Source organism: Pseudomonas profundi (assembly GCF_008638305.1).
In the GTDB taxonomy this organism is placed as follows: Bacteria; Pseudomonadota; Gammaproteobacteria; order Pseudomonadales; family Pseudomonadaceae; genus Halopseudomonas; species Halopseudomonas profundi.
Genome location: NZ_VTPZ01000001.1, coordinates 14,257 through 33,822 on the forward strand (window position 1 = coordinate 14,257; position 19,566 = coordinate 33,822).

Below are 19,566 nucleotides of genomic sequence, written 5' to 3' on the forward strand. Positions count from 1 at the left end.
TCAGTCCCCGATGATCAACAGCGGGTTATAACCGCTGGGCGAGTATTTGCCTTCCTCGGCCAGCATCACATCCAGCGCCAAGCTGGCCAGATTGTCCGCAACGGGATCGGCGCGGCCATGCAGCTCGCGCAGCGCCACCTTCAGGTAATGATCGCAATGGTCGCAGGCTTCGGCCTGAATCGGCAGGAAAGGCTTGCCGTTTTCATCATCCAACCCGAGATAGGTCAACTGCCCGCCCTCCCCGCACAGACTGCATTTGACCCGTTCGAGATGCCATTCGGTCGCACACAGACTGCAGTGCAGATAGCGTACACCGCTGCGGTATTGTTCACCGTGAATGACGCTGGCAACCGGCGGGCTACCGCAGGTGGGACATAGCGCTTCGGCTTGTATACCAGGCTTGTCAGGCGCGCGCGGCAGAGCTTGCGCCAGTCGTACCCAGGTCACCTGGAGCGCAGCCGCGACGAGCGGCATAAGCGGCCGGTCATCATGCGAACCGGAACCCGCTTCCAGCACATTCACCGCGATCGCATCGAGCTCCTCAGCTGTTTTGTTTCGCAGCGATTCCAGCAAGGCGCGTTGCCGCTGACCGATATGAAATTCGACGCTATCAAGCAATGCAGACAGATCGCTCTGCCAATTCACATCGCGCAGCAACGACTGAAAACCAAGCGGTGGCAAACCATGCTTGAGCGCTTCGTCGAATGCACCCTCGGCTGGCTTCCAGCCGGGCTCCTGTTCAGTCAGAACCTGATGCTGGGCCTGGACAACGCGGGCCATGAACTCGAGGAACTCATCCAGCGGCGGCACCTGGACCATCAACTCACGCAGCCGCGTAGCACGTTTCTGAAACAGACCTGCTCCTGCCAGAGCGACCTTGGGCGGGTCCATGATGCCGGATGGTGCACTTCCGTATGTATGATTCACTACGGCTCCTTGGGTCGTTCAGGGGTTGTGGTTGTTCTGGCCTGCGGACGGGTTTGCCCCTCAGGGTCACGGTTATTCACCACATCGTCATACCATAGTTTGTGATGATGGCGAGCCCAGGCATGGCTGACGCGACCCTGCGTCATCGCGCGAACCGAGCCCTTGACCCAGATCGCCGAATACACGTGAATGACCAGCGTGATGATGGCGATAAAGGCTGTGAAGGCATGGATCATCGCCGCCCAGCGTAAGGCCCAGATTGGCATGCCGTCAGCAATCCACGGGCGCCAGAGCACCACACCAGTGATCAGCAGGATCGGCACCGTCAGCAGGAAGATCCAGTACACGGCCTTTTGCCCGGCGTTGTTCTTGCCCACCGCAGGCAAACGGTCATCCCGGTTGCTGAGCATATCGGGCATGTGCTTCACCCACTGCACATCGTATCGGCGAAACAGGTTGTCGGTGAAAAACCGCACTGCCTGAATCAGAAAAAAGATGCTCATGAACACGCCAATATAGGGATGTGCTATCCGCGTCGGTTCAGGCCCGCCGAAAAGCGCGGTAAGCCCGAAGAACGCCGGGTAGAACAACGCCAGCCCGCTCAACGTCAGCAACACAAAGCAGATCGCAACTATCCAGTGGTTGGTACGTGACCACCAGCCATAGCGCAGGATGCCTTTGTTCACGTTGGAATGACTCATGGCCGGTCCTCCTCGCGACGGTCAATCTCCCGGGCTTGCGCCGCCTTTTCGGGATCCGGATCATCCTCAGGCTCTTCCTTGGGGCCCTTGATCATGTAATGGAAGAAGCCAGCCAGGACCGACGCGCCCAACAACGCGGACATGATCGGTTTGGTGACGCCCTTCCAGAGTTCGACCGTAGGGCTGATATGCGGGTCTTTCGGGAGGCCGCTGTATATCTCTGGCTTGTCGGCATGTTGCAGCACATACACCACATGGGTGCCGCCCACGCCAGCCGGATCGTAGATCCCGGCGTTGGCATAACCGCGTTCCTGAAGATTCTCGACCCGACCCGCGCCATAATCGAGCATGTCTTCCTTGGTGCCGAACATGATCGCCGAGGTCGGACAGCTTTTGACACAGGCCGGCTCCAGGCCATTGAACACCCGGTCCGAGCACAGGGTGCACTTGTACGCCTTGTTGTCCTTCTTGGAGATGCGCGGAATATCGAAGGGACAACCGGCCACACAGTAACCGCACCCGATGCAATGCTCGGAGTTGAAGTCGACGATACCGTTAGCGTACTGCACGATCGCTCCGGGTGCCGGGCACGCCTTGAGGCAACCCGGTTCGGCGCAATGCATGCAGTTATCCTTGCGGATCAGCCATTCCAGATTGCCCTGCTCATTTTCGTACTCGGAGAACCGCATCACCTCGAATGATTCGGGCGTCAGATCCTGCGGATTGTTGTAGGTCCCGTCACACTCGCCTACTTCGTCACGCAGATCATTCCATTCCGAACACGCTACCTGGCACGCCTTGCAGCCGATACACACCGATACGTCGATCAACTTGGTGACCTTCTCCACGCCGCCATGGCGCACTTGCGGAGAAGGCACCGTCGTCGCCGAACGGGCGATGACGTTCTGCAGGTTAATTTGATCACCTCGCATTCGGCATCTCCTCTATAGCTTCTCGACGTTCACGAGGAACGACTTGAATTCCGGGGTTTGCGTGTTTCCATCACCAACGAAGGGCGTCAAGGTATTGGTCAGATGCGCCTTCTTGGTAACACCCTTGAAGCCCCAGTGAATCGGGATGCCGATGTGATGGACCGTTCTGCCATCCACCTGCATGGGTTTCATCCGTTTGGTCACCACCGCCACCGCGTGAATGAATCCGCGCTTGGAGCTGACCCGCACCTTCTCGCCCACTGCGATACCCAGCTCTTCGGCGAGCTCCTCGCTCATTTCGATAAACTTCTCGGGTTGCGCAATGGCGTTCAGACGCACGTGCATGGTCCAGTAGTGGAAATGCTCGGTCAGTCGGTAGGTAGTCGCCGCGTAGGGAAACTCCTCGTTGCTGCCGAAATTCGCCCGATCCCGCTCGAATACCCGGGCAATCGGGTTGCTCATCGCCAGGGCATTGGTCGGACTCATCGGGTTGCGGTTGATCGGGGATTCCAGCGGCTCGTAATGCTCCGGGAAGGGTCCTTCATTCAACCATTCAGCCGCGAAGAAATGTCCGCCTCCGGATTGCGTGATGATGAAAGGCCCAACCCCGGCAGAAGGTGGCGAAGTAAGCGGGAAGTCGGGCACGTCCGCGCCTACCCAACGCTCACCGTTCCACCATATGAACGCCTTGTTCGGCGCCCAGGGCGTGCCGTCCGGCCGTGCCGAAGCGCGGTTATAGAGCAGGCGCCGGTTCATCGGCCAGGCCCACGCCCAGCCCAGCGTATTGCCGGTATTGTAAGGATCGGAGTTATCCCGACGCGCCATCATGTTGCCTTCCTGCGGCCAGGCACCGGAATAGATCCAGCACCCGCATGCAGTGGTACCGTCATCGCGCAACTCGCTGAAATCCTTCAGCTGCTGGCCTTTCGGGCGAATAACGTTGCCCTCCTGATCCAGCACATCTTCCAGTGCGCGGCCGTTGTACTCCTGTGCGAGCTCCTCAGCTGTAGGGGCAGCCGGATTCCTGTAATTCCAGCTCAGGTTGAGAATCGGATCGGGGAAGGCACCGCCCTCCTCCTGATACAGCTTCTTCAACCGCAGCATCAAGGCGCCCATGATGGTGGTATCGGTCATGGATTCACCGGGTCCCGGCGCAGACTTGAAATGCCACTGCAGCCAGCGCGAGCTATTGGTGATCGATCCATCATCTTCAGCGAAACAGGTGGTCGGCAAACGGAACACCTCAGTGCCGATCTGCGACGGATCCACATCATGGAATTCACCGAAGTTTTTCCAGAACTCGCCGGTTTCCACCGTCAGCGGATCCATGATGACGAAGAACTTGAGCTTGGACAGTCCTTCGAACACCTTCGCCTTGTCCGGGAACGCTGCGAGGATGTTGAAACCCTGGCAGAACGCGCCGTTGGCCTTGCCCTCCGTCATGTCATTGATCGCGTAGAGCACGTCGTAGATCGGCTCGGAGAGCTTGGGCAACCAGTCGTAGCACCAGTTGTTGTCCGCGGTAGCCATATTGCCGTACCAGTCTTTCATCAGACTGACGAAGAAACGCTCGTAATACTTCCAGTAGGAGACCTCGCCTTCCAGCAACGGCTGTTTGATCCGCGTCTGCATATAGGCCTGGTAATCCTGCAAGTCTGCGGAGGGAAGGTTCATGTAACCGGGCAGCAGGTTCGACAGCAGCCCGATATCAGTCAGCCCCTGGATATTGGAATGGCCACGCAGGGCATTCACCCCGCCGCCGGGCATGCCCATATTGCCCAGCAGCAACTGCACCATGGCACCGCAGCGGATAATCTGCGAACCGATGGAGTGCTGCGTCCAGCCCAGCGCATAGAGGATGGTCATGGTCTTGTCAGGCGCGGAGGTCTGCGCCATCAAGTCCCAGAGCCTGAGGACCATTTCCCGGTTCATGCCACAGATATTTTCAACCTGCTCAGGGGTGTAACGGCTGTAATGCTGGCGCATCAACTGAAACACACAGCGCGGATGCTGCAGGGTCGGATCGGTGCGAGCAAAGCCCTGTTCATCCGTTTCGAAATTCCAGGTTTCGCGGTCATAGGTACGGTCCTGCTGGTTATAGCCAGTGAACAGCCCTTCCTCGAAACCAAAGCCTTCGCGAACGATCAGGCTGGCATCGGTATATTCGCGCACATATTCCTGCGCATAGCGGTTGTTCTCGATCAGATAACTGATCAAGCCACCGAGGAATACGATGTCCGTCCCGGTCCGAATGAACGCGTGGTAATCCGCCACCGCCGTGGTGCGGTTATAACGCGGGTCAATCGAGATCAGTATGGCGTTATTCTGGTTCTTGGCCTGCATGACCCAGCGGAAGCCCACAGGATGTGCTTCGGCAGAGTTACCGCCCATGGACAGCACGACATCAGCATTGCGGATATCGACCCAGTGGTTCGTCATGGCACCGCGACCAAATGTTGGGGCAAGACCTGCCACCGTTGGTCCGTGTCAAACGCGCGCCTGGTTGTCCAGCTTGAGAATGCCGAGTGCCCGGGTGACCTTCTGCGTGATATAGGCGGTTTCGTTGGTCGTCGCCGAGGCAGCGACCATTGAAGTCGTCATCCAGCGATTGACCAGCCGACCCTGTTCGTCATGGGTCTCGAAATTCGCATCCCGGTCATCCTTCATGAGCCGGGCGATGCGGTCCAGCGCCTCGTCCCAGCTGATGCGCCGCCACTCGTTGCTGTAGGGGTCGCGCACCTCGGGATACTTGACTCGGGATTCACTGTTGATGAAATCAAGCACACCCGCGCCACGCGGGCACAGCGAACCACGGCTGACCGGGTGATCCGGGTCGCCTTCGACGTGGTAGATCTGATCGATGACGTTGATGGCTCCGTCGCCGCGTGAATACAGCAACATGCCACAGCCCACCGAGCAATAGGTGCAGATATTGCGCGAGACTGTGGAGCCGGAAAGTTTGAAATGGCGGACAGACGCAACGGCTTCATCCGGGGCGAACCCCATCATCGCCATACTCGATGCGCCCAGACCCGCTGCCCCTAGCTTCAGAAAGCTTCGTCTGGATACGTTCACGGACACGGAGGTCTCCTTGATACCTGGGATCAGCCACCCATACAGGTGCTTGAATGGCAAATCCGGCGCGCTTCTACGGCGCAGATTGAGAACTAGCTCAAAGTGTTGACTTCGCCGCCTGTGCTTGGTTCCGCTGCCCCCGGATCTCCGGATAGTATGGCGGAAGGCAGTGAGAGTCGAACTCACCCGGGAACGGCTGCCGCCCCCAACCGGGTTTGAAGCCCGGCCGCGCCACCGGACGCGAATGCCTTCCATATGTTGCTCAGCGGCATGCTACTCAGCGACCCTGGCCGTGAGTGTAGTGGAAACCTCAGATGTGGCCAGCGCATTGTCCGGCCTGATCCTGCGAAGATCGCCGACCCGCCTGGTCAGGCCGATACGGTCGAAATGCTCAAGCAGCTGGATACTGCGCTTGCGACCGAGACCGATGCGGTCACGAAAATCAGCTGTGGCTATGACGCCGTTGCGCCTGGCGAGTTCCATCGCGGCCGCCGCGAGGCTGCGCAACGTACCTTCGGGATAGAACAGATCCTTCACCACCTGCTGTAATTGCCCGAGCCGCGCGAGCTTGCGTAGCAGAAGACGGACCTCGCTCTCCTCCCGTTCCAGGGTTCGCGCCAGATCACGTACCCACGGCGGATCGTACCCGCCCTCCTCCAGCAACGGCCAGATCTGCGACTGCAGGCGCTCTTCATCAGCAGTAAGACGCACCCTGTGCCCGGGCTGATGCAGCCAGGGACCGCTGGCCTCGATACGCCCGGCGGCCAACAGGGATTCCAGCAGTGCCACAAAAACAGGCCGTTCCAGCCCGGGCATGGCATAACGGCGCAGGCGATCGCGATCTGGCCCCAACTCGTCAGGCTGTTGCTCATGGAACTGGCCAAGCCTGGCCTCCAGCTCATTCTGCAGCGTATGCCAGGCAGGCTCGTTGAACAGTCGGGGGCCCTGGCGCGTGGCGACTGCCAGCACACCCGCCGGTAACGCCCAGCTTCCAGCAGGACGGTTGAACTGGCGTTCCAGACGCCAGGGCTCGAGCCCCTGATGCGATTGTTCGAGCAAGCCAGGAAAGGCGTCTTCCAGCGAGCCTGCGGCCAGGGCCTGCAACTGGGCTATGCGCTCAGGGGTGCGGCGATGGCGCGCCGGAGCGAAGGGGTCCAGCACCTGACCGCCGCCAATGGTGCGTTGTGCCGATTGGTCACGCAGCACCAGCCGATCGCCATGCACAGCATGCGTGGGCGCGTTCAGTACCAGCTGCACCAATGCTCTGCCACCGGGTTCAAGCGTCTGCTCCTGCAGTAACGCAACACGCCCCGTCAGATCATGCGCCCCCAGGTGGATATGCACCGGCGACCAATGCCGTAGCGCTCTCGCCTCGCTGGCAAGCAGGTCAAGCTGGATATCCACCCGGGTGACAGGCGCATGCAAGGCCGGCGCAACCAGCCACTCGCCCCGGTGAATCTGTTGCACTGTCACGCGATCGCCCGCGATGTTCAGCGCCACGCGCTGGCCTGCGTGCGCTTCATCAACTTTCTGGCTCTGTGCATGCAGTCCACGCACACGGACCGTTCTGCCCGACGGGCTCAGCTTAAGCTCATCACCCACAGAGACCTGACCGGCGAACGCCGTGCCGGTGACCACAACGCCGGCACCGGCAACGCTGAATACACGATCGATGGCCAGGCGGAAATGCCCGACCTGGCTGCGTTCAAGTGCCTGCCGTGCTTCGGCGGCAAGCGCACTGCGTAATACATCTATCCCCTTTTCCTGTACCGCTGACACGGCAAACTGCGGGGCCCCGGCAAAGCGGCCGGCGGCCAGCAGCGCTGCGACCTGCTGCTGTACTTCGTGCAACCGCGCGGGCTCAACCCGGTCGACTTTGGTGATCGCCACGAGGGCGCGTGGAATGCCAAGCAGTTCGGCGATGGAGAGGTGTTCACGGGTCTGCGGCATCACGCCGTCATCGGCGGCAACCACCAGCAGCAGTAGATCAATGCCACTGGCGCCTGCGAGCATGTTATGCACGAACCGCTCGTGGCCCGGCACATCGATGAAACCACAGGGCTGATCGGCACCCAGGTCGGCATAGGCATACCCCAGATCGATGGTGATGCCGCGTTCACGCTCTTCCCGCCGGCGATCACCCCGGGCACCGGTCAATGCCTGCAGCAAGGCTGTCTTGCCGTGGTCGATGTGCCCGGCGGTACCTACGATCAAAAGATTCTCCTCAACAGACTTCGGTTTTCATGGGAGCACAGCCCACCACCCTCATCAACGGTGCCATGTAGCACCATAGAAGCTGGGAGGGAAAAAGCTGGAAGCTGGAAGCTGGAAGGGAGAGCCTGGGGTCGTTGTTTGGCCCTTCGAGCTCGTTTGGGTGACGCTGGTACGAGCTGGTGCTCGAACCTCCCCGAACCTCCAACTTGGACATCACTCCCAAGCATTGTTTTCATTGCCCGAACGAGCTCTCAAAGATTACCAACAACCCCGCCCCCTCCCTTTCAGCTTCCGGCCTTAAGCCTCCAGCCGTGGCTACAGATGAAGCCAGATGGAAAATGCGCCAAAAAACAACCAGAACGCAGAAAACAGCAACGGTGAGCGCATGGAGAAAAGCAGCGACTTGCGCTGGCCCCTGATGCTTGACTCCCAACTGGAGAAGAGCGGCGAATCATCATATATATGACCGACCGCCGGCTCACAACTGAGCAGACTGGCCTGCTTTTCGTACCAATGGTCGATGATATCGCAGGCGGCCTTGATGCCCGGCCATGCATTCAGCGAACTGAGAATACCCAGCAGAGCGAGAGTCGGCGGCACAACCAGCGTAAAGATGGGTCCCCAGTCGGGATTCATGTTGGCCATACACGAGCCATAGGCGATGACTAGGAAAGACTGGGCAGACAGGTAGGAGTTGGTCCGGGCAGATAGATTACCCGCCTCGTTGTGGATCTCGTTTCGATAAAAATCCAACCTGTCCTTCGGCGAAACGAACATGGCCTGCTCGCGTTCGACTTCGGATGGTTTGGGCGTATCGGGGGTTACTATCATGACTACCGGCTTCCAGACTTACTATGAAAGAAATTAGAAGCTGCGGCGTCAGGCAAGTTCAACCCTGCGGATGAAAGCACCTCGTGCGGCGGATCAAGCTGGCATGTCGAGCAGATTCAGTGTGTGCTCGTCGGCCTTGCCCTCATAGAATCCGTCCAGCACCAGCCTGAATTCATCCTGCCGTGGGGCCGCTGAGTTGAATAAGGTCATGCTCGAGCGCAACTTCATATCATCCGGCGACCCGAGAATGGCGCGCGGCGAGCTGCCGATATGCTGTAGCAGGGCCTGGGAGCATTCAAGCAGCCGTGGCCCGAGCGTGGGGTGCGCCAGATAAACCTGCGCCTCATCGAGCCCGGAAATGGCATAACGCTGCGCCATATCGCTGCGCCCCAGGCCGGAAATCTGGGGAAATATGAACCACATCCAGTGGCTTTGCTTGTTGCCCGCCCGCAGCTCAGCCAGAGCACATTCGTATACGGGCTGCTGGGCATCGACGAAGCGTTGTAATCGATAAGGGTCGTTCATGGATCTGCCTTCGGTTGGTTCAAACGATGGGCGAATCGCAGAAGGTGGTTTGCGCGAAGCGGCGCAGCCCGCAGGCTGCGCCCGGGGATTCAGTTTCCCGGTGATTTCTGCTCGGAGTCATCATCGAGCTCCGTAGGCTCTTCCCCCTGCTTGGCGAGGAATTCTTCCTGCAACAGCGCATCGCGTGTGCCTGGCGGACCCTCTTCGCCCAGTGGATCATCGATTTGACGACTGGTGACGGGCCGCGCGTCCAGCTTGCCGGTCAAATGCTCAAGCGCATGACGCGCCTTGGCTGCGGCACCCTCGACTGCCAGATGCAGCGACTCTGCCTTGTGCGATACCGACATGGACTGGTGGCCCTTGGGACGAAACTCGATCTGGCATCGCTTGTCCTGCGCTCCGCCCTTCTGGGCATTCTCATCACTCACATGTATCTCGACCCGCGTGAGCAGTTCCTCAAACCGCTCCAGCTGCTCGACGACTGTCGAACCAACCCATTCCTGCAGTTGAGCACTGCCCTCAATGTGATTGCTGTTGACCTGAACTTGCATATACGGCTCCTGATGTGACGTGCTTGTATGTTGGAGCCGGACTCAGCCACGAGGTTCAGCGTGTTGGTCAAATACTCTCCGGACGCAACAGACCCTAGGCACCGCGCCGGTGATCAGGCAGTTTTTCCGCCAGCGCTTCAGTGAAACCCTTCGCAGCCGACCAGCGCATATGTATCGCGTCAATGAACGCTGCTGCGCCCGGTTCCCATCCGTTATCACCATCCCACAGCCGGGCGCCTGTACCACCTAAGGTTTTAGCCAGCGCCTGATTGAATCGGGTGCCTAGTTCGCCCTTCGGGTCAAATTTGGCCTTCCAGTCGGGATTGAGCGGTGATGTGACGATAGTGAACAGCTTACCTTCATGCTGAAGCCGCCGCGCCATGGAAGCAAGTGCGTCAAAGCAGACCGGATCGAGCGGTTCCGGCTGGCCGTAGAACAAACCGCGCGAACCTCGGGTGTTCAGCGGACCGTCACCGAAACGATTGAAAACCAGGGGGTTCATTTCGTCCAGGTTGGACCGCTGAGCCTGTACCGTTTGGGCGTTACGCAACAACGAGACCGGCGAGAAATAACGCATATAGTATTGCCAGCGCCAGGCGTCACCGTATACGAAGGCGTCGATATCCTGTTTATCGAAGGGCGCATCGGGCAGTACGCTGCAGCCCGCAAAATCGATTGGATCAACCAGCATCACCACCTGCTCGATGCCCGGCTCCCGCTCAAGTAACCAGTCGGCGATATACACAGACTGATTGGCATGCATCCCGCAGAACGCCCCGTTAAGCGGCCGGATCCCCGGCGCGTGCTTTATCAAGGTATTGCTGTCGACGTGACGCCACGCCACGGATGAGCCCATGACCAACAGGTTCGGATTCTGAGCATGGTTGGCTCGTAGGAACTCGAGCTTTTCATCGGCGCACAGGTTGTTCGAAAAGGCCGGGGGCGGCAGATTCCCGGTTTGATCCAGTAACGTCAGCAGCAGACAGAAGGCTGCCACTGCCCCGACCAGACCGCCCGCAACACCCCACAGGTAGCCTCTGAAATTCGGCGGCTCGGGTGATGTCGTCATCGGCTGTCGCGCGTCCGGGTCCGTGGTGTGGGTCATAGGATAATTATCCGTTGAGCTTGGTACTGATCAACGCGACGAAATGGCCGACATTGCGCATGGACTCCAGCTCGGCCGTACGGAATTTGACGCCGAAGCGCTGCTCCGCAGCCACAACCAGATTAACGTGGGCCAGGCTATCCCAGCCCTCGATGTCCTCGGCGGTGGTTTCTGAATCGATAACAATATCGTCGTCATCGAATACGTCCTGAAAAATCGGGTGGAGTGCGCTCAGAATCTCTGTTTCGGTCATGGATTCAGGATCTCTATGAAGTGATGGGTTTCAGGTGTGTTGTGAAGATCGAGACGCCAGAAGCTGGCGTCCGGCTCGGCCCATTCGGGCGTCTCGACGGGTTCAAATCCCAGGCGCGGGTAATGTTCGGCAACCATGCCGTTACGCTGGGTCGGGCGGTATTCGCCGATCAGTGCGGTGCGCCCGTATTCGGCTGCGAGCCTGGCCAGCACTTCGAGTACGGCCTGCTCCACCTGGCGTCCGAGTACCCGGCAACTCATCAACCAGCTATCAATCAGCAACTCGCTGTTGCCGACGCCGGGGTCCGGACGCGCCATTACCACACTGATCAGGCCGTTATCGCCGAACTTGTCTTTCAGACGTACGGCCAGCGCAATGGCCTGCGAATCATTCGCTATGCGTTCGACTTCAGCTTCGCTGTAACGTCGCGTGGACAGGTTGAATTGATTGGTCTTGTTGATTAGCTGAGTGGCGCGCGGCAGCTCAGCGGCCCCGATCCGGATTGCGCTCAGCTGCATTTCAAGGCCGCGCAAATATCCTTCGATATCGGTTGCCTGGCTCATGGCGACCTTGCGTTCGGCGTTCAGCGCATAGCTGCGTCCGCGCGCGGCATCGTCCGACGTGAAGGACACCGCGTCAAAATAGCCGGCAGCCGCCACGCAGGCAGGATAACCGGCGATATCATCCGGTAATTCCGGCACTGCCACTTCAGGTAATTCCCGCCGGATTATGTCGCGCTCGGCCGGATTGTCATCGACGAAAACCAGGCTATCCAGGCCGATATCGAGCATCGAGGCGATACGCCGAAGGTTGCCGGCCTTGTCTTCCCAATTGGCAACAAAGGCCGCAATGTCGCCGCGCTTGAGCACCATCTCGGGATGCTTGAAGGCTGCTTCGGCGACTGCGATATCGTTCTTGCTGCATACCGCGAGAATGACACCACGTTGAGCCAACAGGTCGGCATAACGCTGAAACGCGACAAAGGCTTCGCCGGTGGGCGAGCCCTGACCAAGGTGAATACCCTCGATTCCGTCATCACCGATTACGCCGCCCCACAGCGTATTGTCGAGATCCAGCACCAGGCATTTGCGTGAAAGCCCGGCACTCGCCGCCGCAATACGCGCGAGATGATCGCCATACAAGGGCGCCAGCTCCGGGCTTACCAGTTGCTTGGCCTGATGCCAGCGTGTCGCGTCGCCAAGTCCCGGCCCGTAATGCCCCTGTGCCGCCTGCCAGGCCAGATCCATCAGCAGTACGCCCTCCTCCCGGGCGGCAGCGCGTATAGCAGCATTGAGCCGATCGATAACCGCATAGGGCGCGGCCGGAACCAGCCCCTCATATGAACCAAACACCGGCGGATCAACGGGAACCAGCGTCTGCTGAACAACGCGCGCAGCAAACCGTTCCCGCGCAGCGCGCCATAACTGGCGCAGCTCATTGACTCTGGCTTGCACTGCCTCGTCTACTTCCCCCTTAGTTGCTTGCAGGGACAGCTGCAGTGGCGCATCCCGCGCATCCAGAGCAAGCAGTATCAGCTGTGGCGCGAACGCAGTCAGCTCCGGGTCGTCGACCAGCAATGCCTGGCGATACATGCCATACGGGGCAACATGCACCGACAGCGCCAGACGCCGATTCAGGCCCGCAACGCGGATCGCGGGTACCAGATGGTCCACTGTGTGGGACGACAGGAGGGCAACACGCAATGGCGTCAATCCGGCCTTGCGCGCAGGGTCGGGATCGCTGAGTGCTTTACTGGCAAACCGGTCAAGCCGGGTCGTCAATACAAAATCGCGCTGATAACCGGCAAGTTCAATCGCCCGGGCCAGGCGTTGGCCCGGATCAGGCTCGGCCTTGGCGGCATTCAATGCAGCGCCGGGATCAGCATGCCGAGGTAACCAATGCAGCTCTGCCATGGTTCCGTGCTCCTTGTGTAATCAGAACTGGAAGTATAGGAATTCTGTCGGGGCTACCGAGAAGGCAATCGCCAGCGCGAAGAACCCAGCCACACCGACCACCACTCCAATTGCAGGTGTGGGCTGCCAGAGCGCTACGGGCACCCAACGCTGCACCCAGTTTTCCTGAACATGGAAGTCCAGCGCGGTGCGCACCTTGCCCATCCACTGCTCGACATTCGGGAGCCCCCAGACGATCAGCAGATGCACGGCGATATAAAGAATATCGGCCCGGTAGAAAGTACTTTCCTGAGGGCTTAGGCCGGCCATACCCGCCAGCATGGTCATCGCCGTGGCGAGATCCGGCGCGCGGAAAAACACCATCGCAACGACCACGCAGCCAAAGGTCAGCAATACTGCCGCGATATGGTGCAACCTGTTTTCACTGTCCAGGGCCCAGCCCTGGCGCACCTTGTAAGCTCGCCAGCCATGCGCGACCACCAGATACATGCCGTGCAGCAGACCAAAGGCGACGAACTGCCAGCCTGCCCCGTGCCAGACTCCGGACACAAACATGGTGAACAACGTGGGATAGGCCACCAGGGCGACAAAGGTGCCAAAGGTCATCTTGCCGCGCCGGGGCTGTGGCTTGCCTGCCTTCATACGGGCCCGGGTGCGGCCCATAACTATCGGGTTGTAGATATAGGCAGTCAGAAACCGGGTAAGCGTCATATGCCAGCGCGACCAGTATTCGATCACGTTATGCGCCTTGAACGGGCTGTTGAAGTTCGCCGGTAGACGAATGCCAAACAGAAGCCCCAGGCCGATCGCCATGTCGCTATAGCCGGAGAAATCGAAATAGATCTGCAGCGTATAGGTCAGCGCACCCGTCCAGGCCTCGAAAAATGACGGGATAACCCCCGAGGCAGCGCTGGCAAAGACGGGGGAAGCCATGCCGCCAAGCGGATCGGCCAGCACCACCTTTTTGAACAAACCCAGCAGGAAGATGGTGGCGCCAATTGCCAGATTGTCTGCACGGGGGCGAAAGGTCTCTTCGTCGCGAAATTGCGGCAACATTTCCCCATGGTGCGTGATAGGGCCGGCAATCAACTGGGGAAAGAAAGAAATGAACAGGCAATAATTGAAGAAATCATGCTCCTGTACCTGTCCGTCATGCGCATCGACCAGATAGGCGATCTGCTGGAAGGTAAAGAATGAAATAGCCAGGGGCAGGATGATGTTATCAATCGACCAGTCCAGTCCCACGGCCGTATCAAGCGTGGCAAAGAGGAATCCGGTGTACTTGTAATAGCCAAGCAAAAGCACGTTGGCCGCAACGCCGAGGACCAACAGCACACGTGAGGGGCTGCGTAGAAGATAGCCACCTAACAGGTAGTTGACGACCATGCTGCCGGCCAGCAACGGAACGTATGACGGATTCCACCAGCCATAGAAGACCAGCGAGGCTACGGTGAGCCAGATCACTGCCAGGCGTTGGCGGCCTGATCCAGCGAAGAGAAAAAACCCGAGCAGCACTACCGGGAGAAATCCAAGGATGAAAACTGCAGAATTGAAAAGCACTGCCCGGCTCCCTCAATAACGCTCACAACCATCCATAAAAATGCTGACTTGTAATTAGCCCAGCACGACGACCAGGTGTTCCGTTTCCTGTGCGAACCGTTCCGTTGCTAGGTCCGACTGAATTGGTAACAGAAAGTTTCAGAACAAGCGGGTTATACGACATCAGCATGACGGCTGCAGGCGAAGTCTGATCGAGTGGATATGCTCCGCTGCCCGGTCTGTTGGGCCAGGTCGAAAGCCGAACCGCCCTGCCCCCCTGTTGCCAAGGGGGGCAAGGTTTATGCGCCATTGAGCAGTTTGACTGTGAGTGCTAGCGGCGCCCGAGCTTTCTGGCAGCCCGATGACTGTCGAAGCTCTTGAACGTCCACAGCGGAGCGAGTAGTGAAATGATTATCGGGCCAAACCCTACTGATTCTTCACGCTGTTTGCAGAGTCGTGCCAGTTGACCGGGCCAGCAAGCGAAGCACGGAATAATTCCCCCCTTTGCAAAGGGGGATAGGGGGATTTGGGTTTCCATTTACCAGCCCCGAACCGAAAACCAGTGGCCTTAATGTTTAAAATCCAGCTCAATCCAGGTAGGCGCATGATCGCTGGCCTTGGGTAGATCCCGCACCCAACGGTCCACCCCTGCATCGACCAGCTTCGGCGCCAGATCTGCGCTCAACAGCAGATGATCGATGCGCAGGCCCGAGTTGGTCTTCCAGTGCTGACGGAAGTAATCCCAGAAAGTATAGATACGCTCCTCCGGGTAGAGCGTGCGCAGCGCATCGGTCCAACCCTGGTCGAGCAACCGCTGGTAGCATTCTCGCGACTCCGGCTGCAGCAGCGCGTCCTTCTTCCAGGAGCGCGTGTTGTATATATCAAAATCAGTAGGGATAACGTTGTAATCACCTGCCAGCACGACCGGATGCCCTGATTCAAACAATCCCTGCGCATGGCCTATCAGTTGCTCTAACCACTCCAGCTTGTAATCGAATTTGGGACCCGGTTGGGGATTACCGTTGGGCAGGTAGATGCAGCCAACAATCACACCCTGGACGGCGGCCTCGATATACCGACTCTGGCCAGGATCAGGGTCGTCCGGCAGTCCGCGGCGGGTTTCCAGCGGGTCCGTGCCTCTTGCCAGTATGGCGACCCCGTTCCAGGATTTCTGTCCGTGCCAGATGGCCCCGTAACCCGCATCGTTGATTGCATCGACAGGGAATCCCTCGTCAGGCGCTTTCAGCTCCTGAAGACACACAACATCCGGCGATTCTTTCTCAAGCCATTCCAGCAGAGCGGCCTGACGCGACCGGATGCCGTTGATGTTGAAGGTCGCAATTTTCAGCTTGCTCACGGACCCGTCCCCTTCGCGATTGATATGACTGTTAGCCGATTTTCATTCGTCATCACGCCTGCTGAGTACACGGCTACCCTCTGGTGGCACGCCTGCATGGCGTGCATACAAACGTGTCAAAGGCGCAGCGGTGATGCCATGTACCAGAATAGACGCAAAGATGATCGCGCTGCCCGCGTGCCAGAACAGCGGCTGGTCCATATGCTTGTGCGCCAGGCTGGCGTAATAGATGGCGGCGATGCCGATCGGGCCGAACCACCCAATGAAGCGCACGTCCGGGGTTGTCCAGTAGCGCCTGAGAGCCGGATATAACATCAGCAGTATCGGTGGTCTGCGCAGCAGCAGAATCAGGATCGTCAGCGCGAGCAGCGGCCAACCCAGCTCGGCCCACGCCGCGAAAGGCAAAGCGATACCGAAAATCACGAACATGGGTAGCGTGAACAGCTTCGCTACGCCCTCCTGGATTTTTTCCTCCTCATGCTCGTCGTTCTTGTCGCTGAACAGATTGAAGGTCAATCCCGCCAGAAATACGGAAACGACCGCATCCGCCTTGAGCAGCTCCGCCAAGCCAAGCGCGAATAACGAAAACGCGACCGTGTAACCCAGCAGCGAGGTCTTGTCGACCAGGCCATGGCGCTCGGCCAATGACAGCAGTCTCGCCGCACTAAAACCGATCACACCTCCCAACACAACGGCAAACACAACGCCGATAAGCACCGATTCAAGCAACCACTTGGACCACGCCGCCCCTGGCGCGAGCGTCATCATGAAAATCGGCAGCATGACAAACAGATAGGCCAGGCCGTCATTCGCGCCGGATTCCAGCGACAGGCCATCACGGATGCGCAGCGGCAGGTGCGTCTTGGCAAATTTTCCGGTGACGATGGTACTCGCCACGACCGGGTCCGTTGGCGTAACCACCGCGCCAAACAGCAGCGCAGCCCACAGCGGCAGCCCCAGCAACCAGCCCGCAAGCAAAGACGAAGTCAACCACATTGCCAGCATGACAATAGTCAGCAGCACGATAATAGGCTTCAGCAGGACCCTCAGACTTTCCCGTTTGAGCCGCAGCGCAACACCCATCAGACCGATCGCCAGTGTCAGTCGCGAAGCCTGCTCAAGTATTGCTGTCTCGTCACCCCACTTCGACAGATCAAGCAATGCCAGCCCGTACGGACCCACGGCAATCCCCACTGCCATGGCCAGGATCGACTCGGTCACAGGGCTCCGTTTGAGCGCCGACGACATCAGGGCGACACCGACCGCCGTTGCCCCCATCACAGCGAGAGAAAGGTTGAGTTGCTCCATGACTGGCTCCTGAATGCTATGTCCTTGCGAGGCCGTCATGTGAGGGAAGTTCCAGAATGGAGTCGATACCGTTTCGTTTCGGAGTTTTGATCGCACGGCCCGCCCAGCTCAGAAGTGCATGCTGAGCGCCGCTATCTACCCATGAAAGTCGACAGCTTGTGCACTGCGGCAATCTCACCGCTCCATATCATTTCGTAGTGCGCGGTCTGGACGATGGATGAAACCTGCCTGGGTGTGAGCAGCCCCCAGCAAATTCCGTCTGCCTGACGCACCGAGTGGTAACGGATGGCTGTGGCGCCGGCGTCCCGCGCATCACGGCCCAGTATGCGAGGCGCAGCATAATCGGTGGGCGAGTAAATCGGATCTGTACGCGGCACCCCCAGCGCATCCACCGAACCTGCCTCATCAAAACGAGCGGTCAGTGCGCGAAACACAAACCGCTCGTAGCGCAGGTCCGGAACCCGGGACCAGTAGGCTTGCTGATGGTGCCTGACCTCAGCGATGGCGGTTTCTACGCGATCCGCCAGATACAGCACACCGAAGGTCCCGTCGCTGAAGCGCGAGCCTTCCGGGTTAACGTGGGTGAAGGGCGCGGCTGCGTAGGAGCAGCCTGGAATCCCGAAGGGAATTTCGCTGCGGGGGATAAGCTCCATATTGCCTGTCTGGTTCTGGATGCGCGGATTGGTCAGCGCCTGTAGCGCGTACAGATCATCAAACTCGGCGGCGCTGGCGACGTCATCGAAGATGGCTATTGGCGGAAATTTGGAATTGACCAGTCGATAAGCGCGGACCGATTGCGCCGGCAATACCGGCAGGCTACTGACCGCTACCACCGACTGCCCCGCAGAACATCGATTCGCTTGAAGGTTTCATACACCGCGACCATGTCGCCGCTGCCCATGACCTCGAGAGGTGAACGTCCAAAGAAGAACCCATTGTCGTTCGGCATCCGCATGAAGCCGTAGAGGTTATCGGGGTTATCAAAGATCGTCCGCAGCGCTGCATGAATATTCAATACGAAGCTCAGCCGCGTGAGCTGATCCCGGTCCAGACTGATCGATTGCAGACCATCCTTGCGCTTGGCACGGGCATAGGTGCTATGCGAGACCCGCAATATTGCCTCGCCCTGCTCCCCTGTGGCGCCCCACTTGTCGAGGATGGTCACGGCAGTCCGCAAACCGGTAGCGGCGGCGGTTTTATCTGCTGAAACGGCGGCAGTATTGAGCATGAGACAACCCTTAAGCGATATGTCTATAAAGACTACACCTGAAAAATAGTATCTGCAAACACACCTGATCCGCCACCATCAATGGACATGGCCTGAGCGTCCGTGCCCTCCTGCACTGCAGTTCTGCTCGACTGCGCAATCGAGCCGTATTTGTGCATCCTCCGGCTGCAGGGTGCTGTGCTGGATACCAAAGCGCTCACTCAGCAAAGTTTGCATCTGGGGTAACACCGCCTGCCATTCGGTCATTACTTCGAGATCGACGTGGGCAGCCAGCGCGTGACTGGTCGAGGACAGGCTCCAGATGTGCAGATCATGCACTGCAATCACCCCGTCGACCTCAGCCAGTGCCTGCCCGACTTCACGGGAATTGATGCCCTGCGGGACGCCTTCCATCAGCACGCGAATCACCACGCCGAGCAAGCGGATCGCTGATATCAGAATCAGCAGGCAGACGACCAACGACAATATCGGATCCATGACGCTGGGCCCCCCAAACCAGATGATCGCGCCCGCGGCAACGGCTGCGACCGAGCCGAGCAGATCGCCCATCACATGCAATAGCGCTCCGCGTACATTGATCGTCTGCTCGCCGCGCATCAGCACCCAGGCAACGATGATATTCACCAACAAACCCAGGCCACCGATGAGCAACACGGTACCGCCATCTACTGTTGGCGTGTCCTGCATCCGCTCGATCGCCTCGAACGCAATGACCGCAATCACCACAAACATGAACAGCACATTGAACAGCGCGCCCAGCACCTCGGCTCGTTGCAGGCCAAAAGAATGCGCGCGTGATGCGGGTTTGCTCGCAAGCCAGGCGGAAAAGGCCCCCACGGCCAACGACAGCGAGTCGGTAAACATATGACCCGCGTCAGATAGCAGCGCCAATGAACTGGCCATAACGCCACCAATAACCTCTACCACGGCGAAGCCCGTCGTAAATAGCAGGGCAAACAGCAACGTCATACCGCTGCCATGGCTATGGCTATGGTTGTGGTTGTGATCGGCGTTGTGACTATGGGTATGGCTGGACATGAACGCGCTCCGCTGGGCTTCAGCCCATTGAAACCATCCGACTGCTGAAGCGTCAAGCGGAGCTAGCGC

At 58.9% G+C, this 19,566-nt stretch carries 17 protein-coding genes and 1 tRNA gene; all 18 read right to left on the reverse strand.

All coding sequences use genetic code 11. The features are described from left to right. Complete coding sequence (gene fdhE, locus FZE95_RS00060; protein ID WP_150299312.1) at positions 1–891, reverse strand: formate dehydrogenase accessory protein FdhE; 891 nt, start codon at positions 889–891, stop codon at positions 1–3. Positions 892–926: 35 nt separating this feature from the next. Continuing rightward, a complete protein-coding gene (locus FZE95_RS00065) occupies positions 927–1,628 on the reverse strand; it encodes a formate dehydrogenase subunit gamma (protein ID WP_150298788.1) in 702 nt (233 codons plus the stop codon). Continuing rightward, complete coding sequence (fdxH, locus tag FZE95_RS00070) at positions 1,625–2,560, reverse strand: formate dehydrogenase subunit beta (protein ID WP_150298789.1); 936 nt, start codon at positions 2,558–2,560, stop codon at positions 1,625–1,627. The genes FZE95_RS00065 and fdxH overlap by 4 nt, the downstream gene beginning before the upstream one ends. 12 nt (positions 2,561–2,572) lie before the next feature. After that, the gene (fdnG, locus tag FZE95_RS00075; protein ID WP_190324473.1) at positions 2,573–5,635 is read right to left on the reverse strand and encodes a formate dehydrogenase-N subunit alpha; all 3,063 of its coding nucleotides are present in this window, start codon (positions 5,633–5,635) and stop codon (positions 2,573–2,575) included. 157 nt (positions 5,636–5,792) lie between these two features. Next, positions 5,793–5,888: transfer RNA gene (locus FZE95_RS00080), tRNA-Sec, on the reverse strand. A gap of 20 nt (positions 5,889–5,908) precedes the next feature. Beyond that, on the reverse strand, positions 5,909–7,849 hold the full coding sequence (gene selB, locus FZE95_RS00085; protein WP_150298790.1) for a selenocysteine-specific translation elongation factor: 1,941 nt from the start codon (positions 7,847–7,849) through the stop codon (positions 5,909–5,911). Between the two features lie 315 nt (positions 7,850–8,164). Continuing rightward, positions 8,165–8,680: a hypothetical protein gene (locus FZE95_RS00090; protein ID WP_163983642.1), complete on the reverse strand. Its 516-nt coding sequence runs from the start codon at positions 8,678–8,680 to the stop codon at positions 8,165–8,167. Positions 8,681–8,773: 93 nt separating this feature from the next. Then, on the reverse strand, positions 8,774–9,205 hold the full coding sequence (locus FZE95_RS00095) for a DUF1810 domain-containing protein (RefSeq protein ID WP_150298791.1): 432 nt from the start codon (positions 9,203–9,205) through the stop codon (positions 8,774–8,776). 89 nt (positions 9,206–9,294) lie between these two features. Next, the gene (locus tag FZE95_RS00100) at positions 9,295–9,756 is read right to left on the reverse strand and encodes an HPF/RaiA family ribosome-associated protein (protein ID WP_150298792.1); all 462 of its coding nucleotides are present in this window, start codon (positions 9,754–9,756) and stop codon (positions 9,295–9,297) included. A gap of 94 nt (positions 9,757–9,850) precedes the next feature. Continuing rightward, on the reverse strand, positions 9,851–10,861 hold the full coding sequence (locus FZE95_RS00105; protein ID WP_223824910.1) for a hypothetical protein: 1,011 nt from the start codon (positions 10,859–10,861) through the stop codon (positions 9,851–9,853). A gap of 7 nt (positions 10,862–10,868) precedes the next feature. Continuing rightward, entirely contained in the window at positions 10,869–11,114 is a 246-nt protein-coding gene (locus FZE95_RS00110) for an acyl carrier protein (protein ID WP_150298793.1), read from the reverse strand. Next, on the reverse strand, positions 11,111–13,027 hold the full coding sequence (locus tag FZE95_RS00115) for an HAD-IIIC family phosphatase (protein ID WP_150298794.1): 1,917 nt from the start codon (positions 13,025–13,027) through the stop codon (positions 11,111–11,113). The genes FZE95_RS00110 and FZE95_RS00115 overlap by 4 nt, the downstream gene beginning before the upstream one ends. Before the next feature lie 21 nt (positions 13,028–13,048). Next, positions 13,049–14,587 carry an MBOAT family O-acyltransferase gene (locus FZE95_RS00120; RefSeq protein ID WP_150298795.1) on the reverse strand — a complete coding sequence of 513 codons (1,539 nt, stop codon included), beginning with the start codon at positions 14,585–14,587 and terminating at the stop codon, positions 13,049–13,051. A gap of 547 nt (positions 14,588–15,134) precedes the next feature. Further along, the gene (gene xth / locus FZE95_RS00125) at positions 15,135–15,923 is read right to left on the reverse strand and encodes an exodeoxyribonuclease III (protein WP_150298796.1); all 789 of its coding nucleotides are present in this window, start codon (positions 15,921–15,923) and stop codon (positions 15,135–15,137) included. Between the two features lie 42 nt (positions 15,924–15,965). After that, positions 15,966–17,231 (reverse strand): cation:proton antiporter, encoded by a 1,266-nt coding sequence (locus FZE95_RS00130; RefSeq protein ID WP_190324442.1) that lies wholly within the window; start codon positions 17,229–17,231, stop codon positions 15,966–15,968. Between the two features lie 131 nt (positions 17,232–17,362). Continuing rightward, complete coding sequence (locus FZE95_RS00135; RefSeq protein ID WP_150298798.1) at positions 17,363–18,064, reverse strand: RES family NAD+ phosphorylase; 702 nt, start codon at positions 18,062–18,064, stop codon at positions 17,363–17,365. Continuing rightward, the gene (locus tag FZE95_RS00140) at positions 18,058–18,459 is read right to left on the reverse strand and encodes an antitoxin Xre-like helix-turn-helix domain-containing protein (RefSeq protein WP_150298799.1); all 402 of its coding nucleotides are present in this window, start codon (positions 18,457–18,459) and stop codon (positions 18,058–18,060) included. Before FZE95_RS00140 ends, FZE95_RS00135 begins: the two co-directional genes overlap by 7 nt. Before the next feature lie 78 nt (positions 18,460–18,537). Beyond that, on the reverse strand, positions 18,538–19,497 hold the full coding sequence (locus FZE95_RS00145) for a cation diffusion facilitator family transporter (RefSeq protein ID WP_150298800.1): 960 nt from the start codon (positions 19,495–19,497) through the stop codon (positions 18,538–18,540). Between the last annotated feature and the right edge of the window lie 69 nt (positions 19,498–19,566).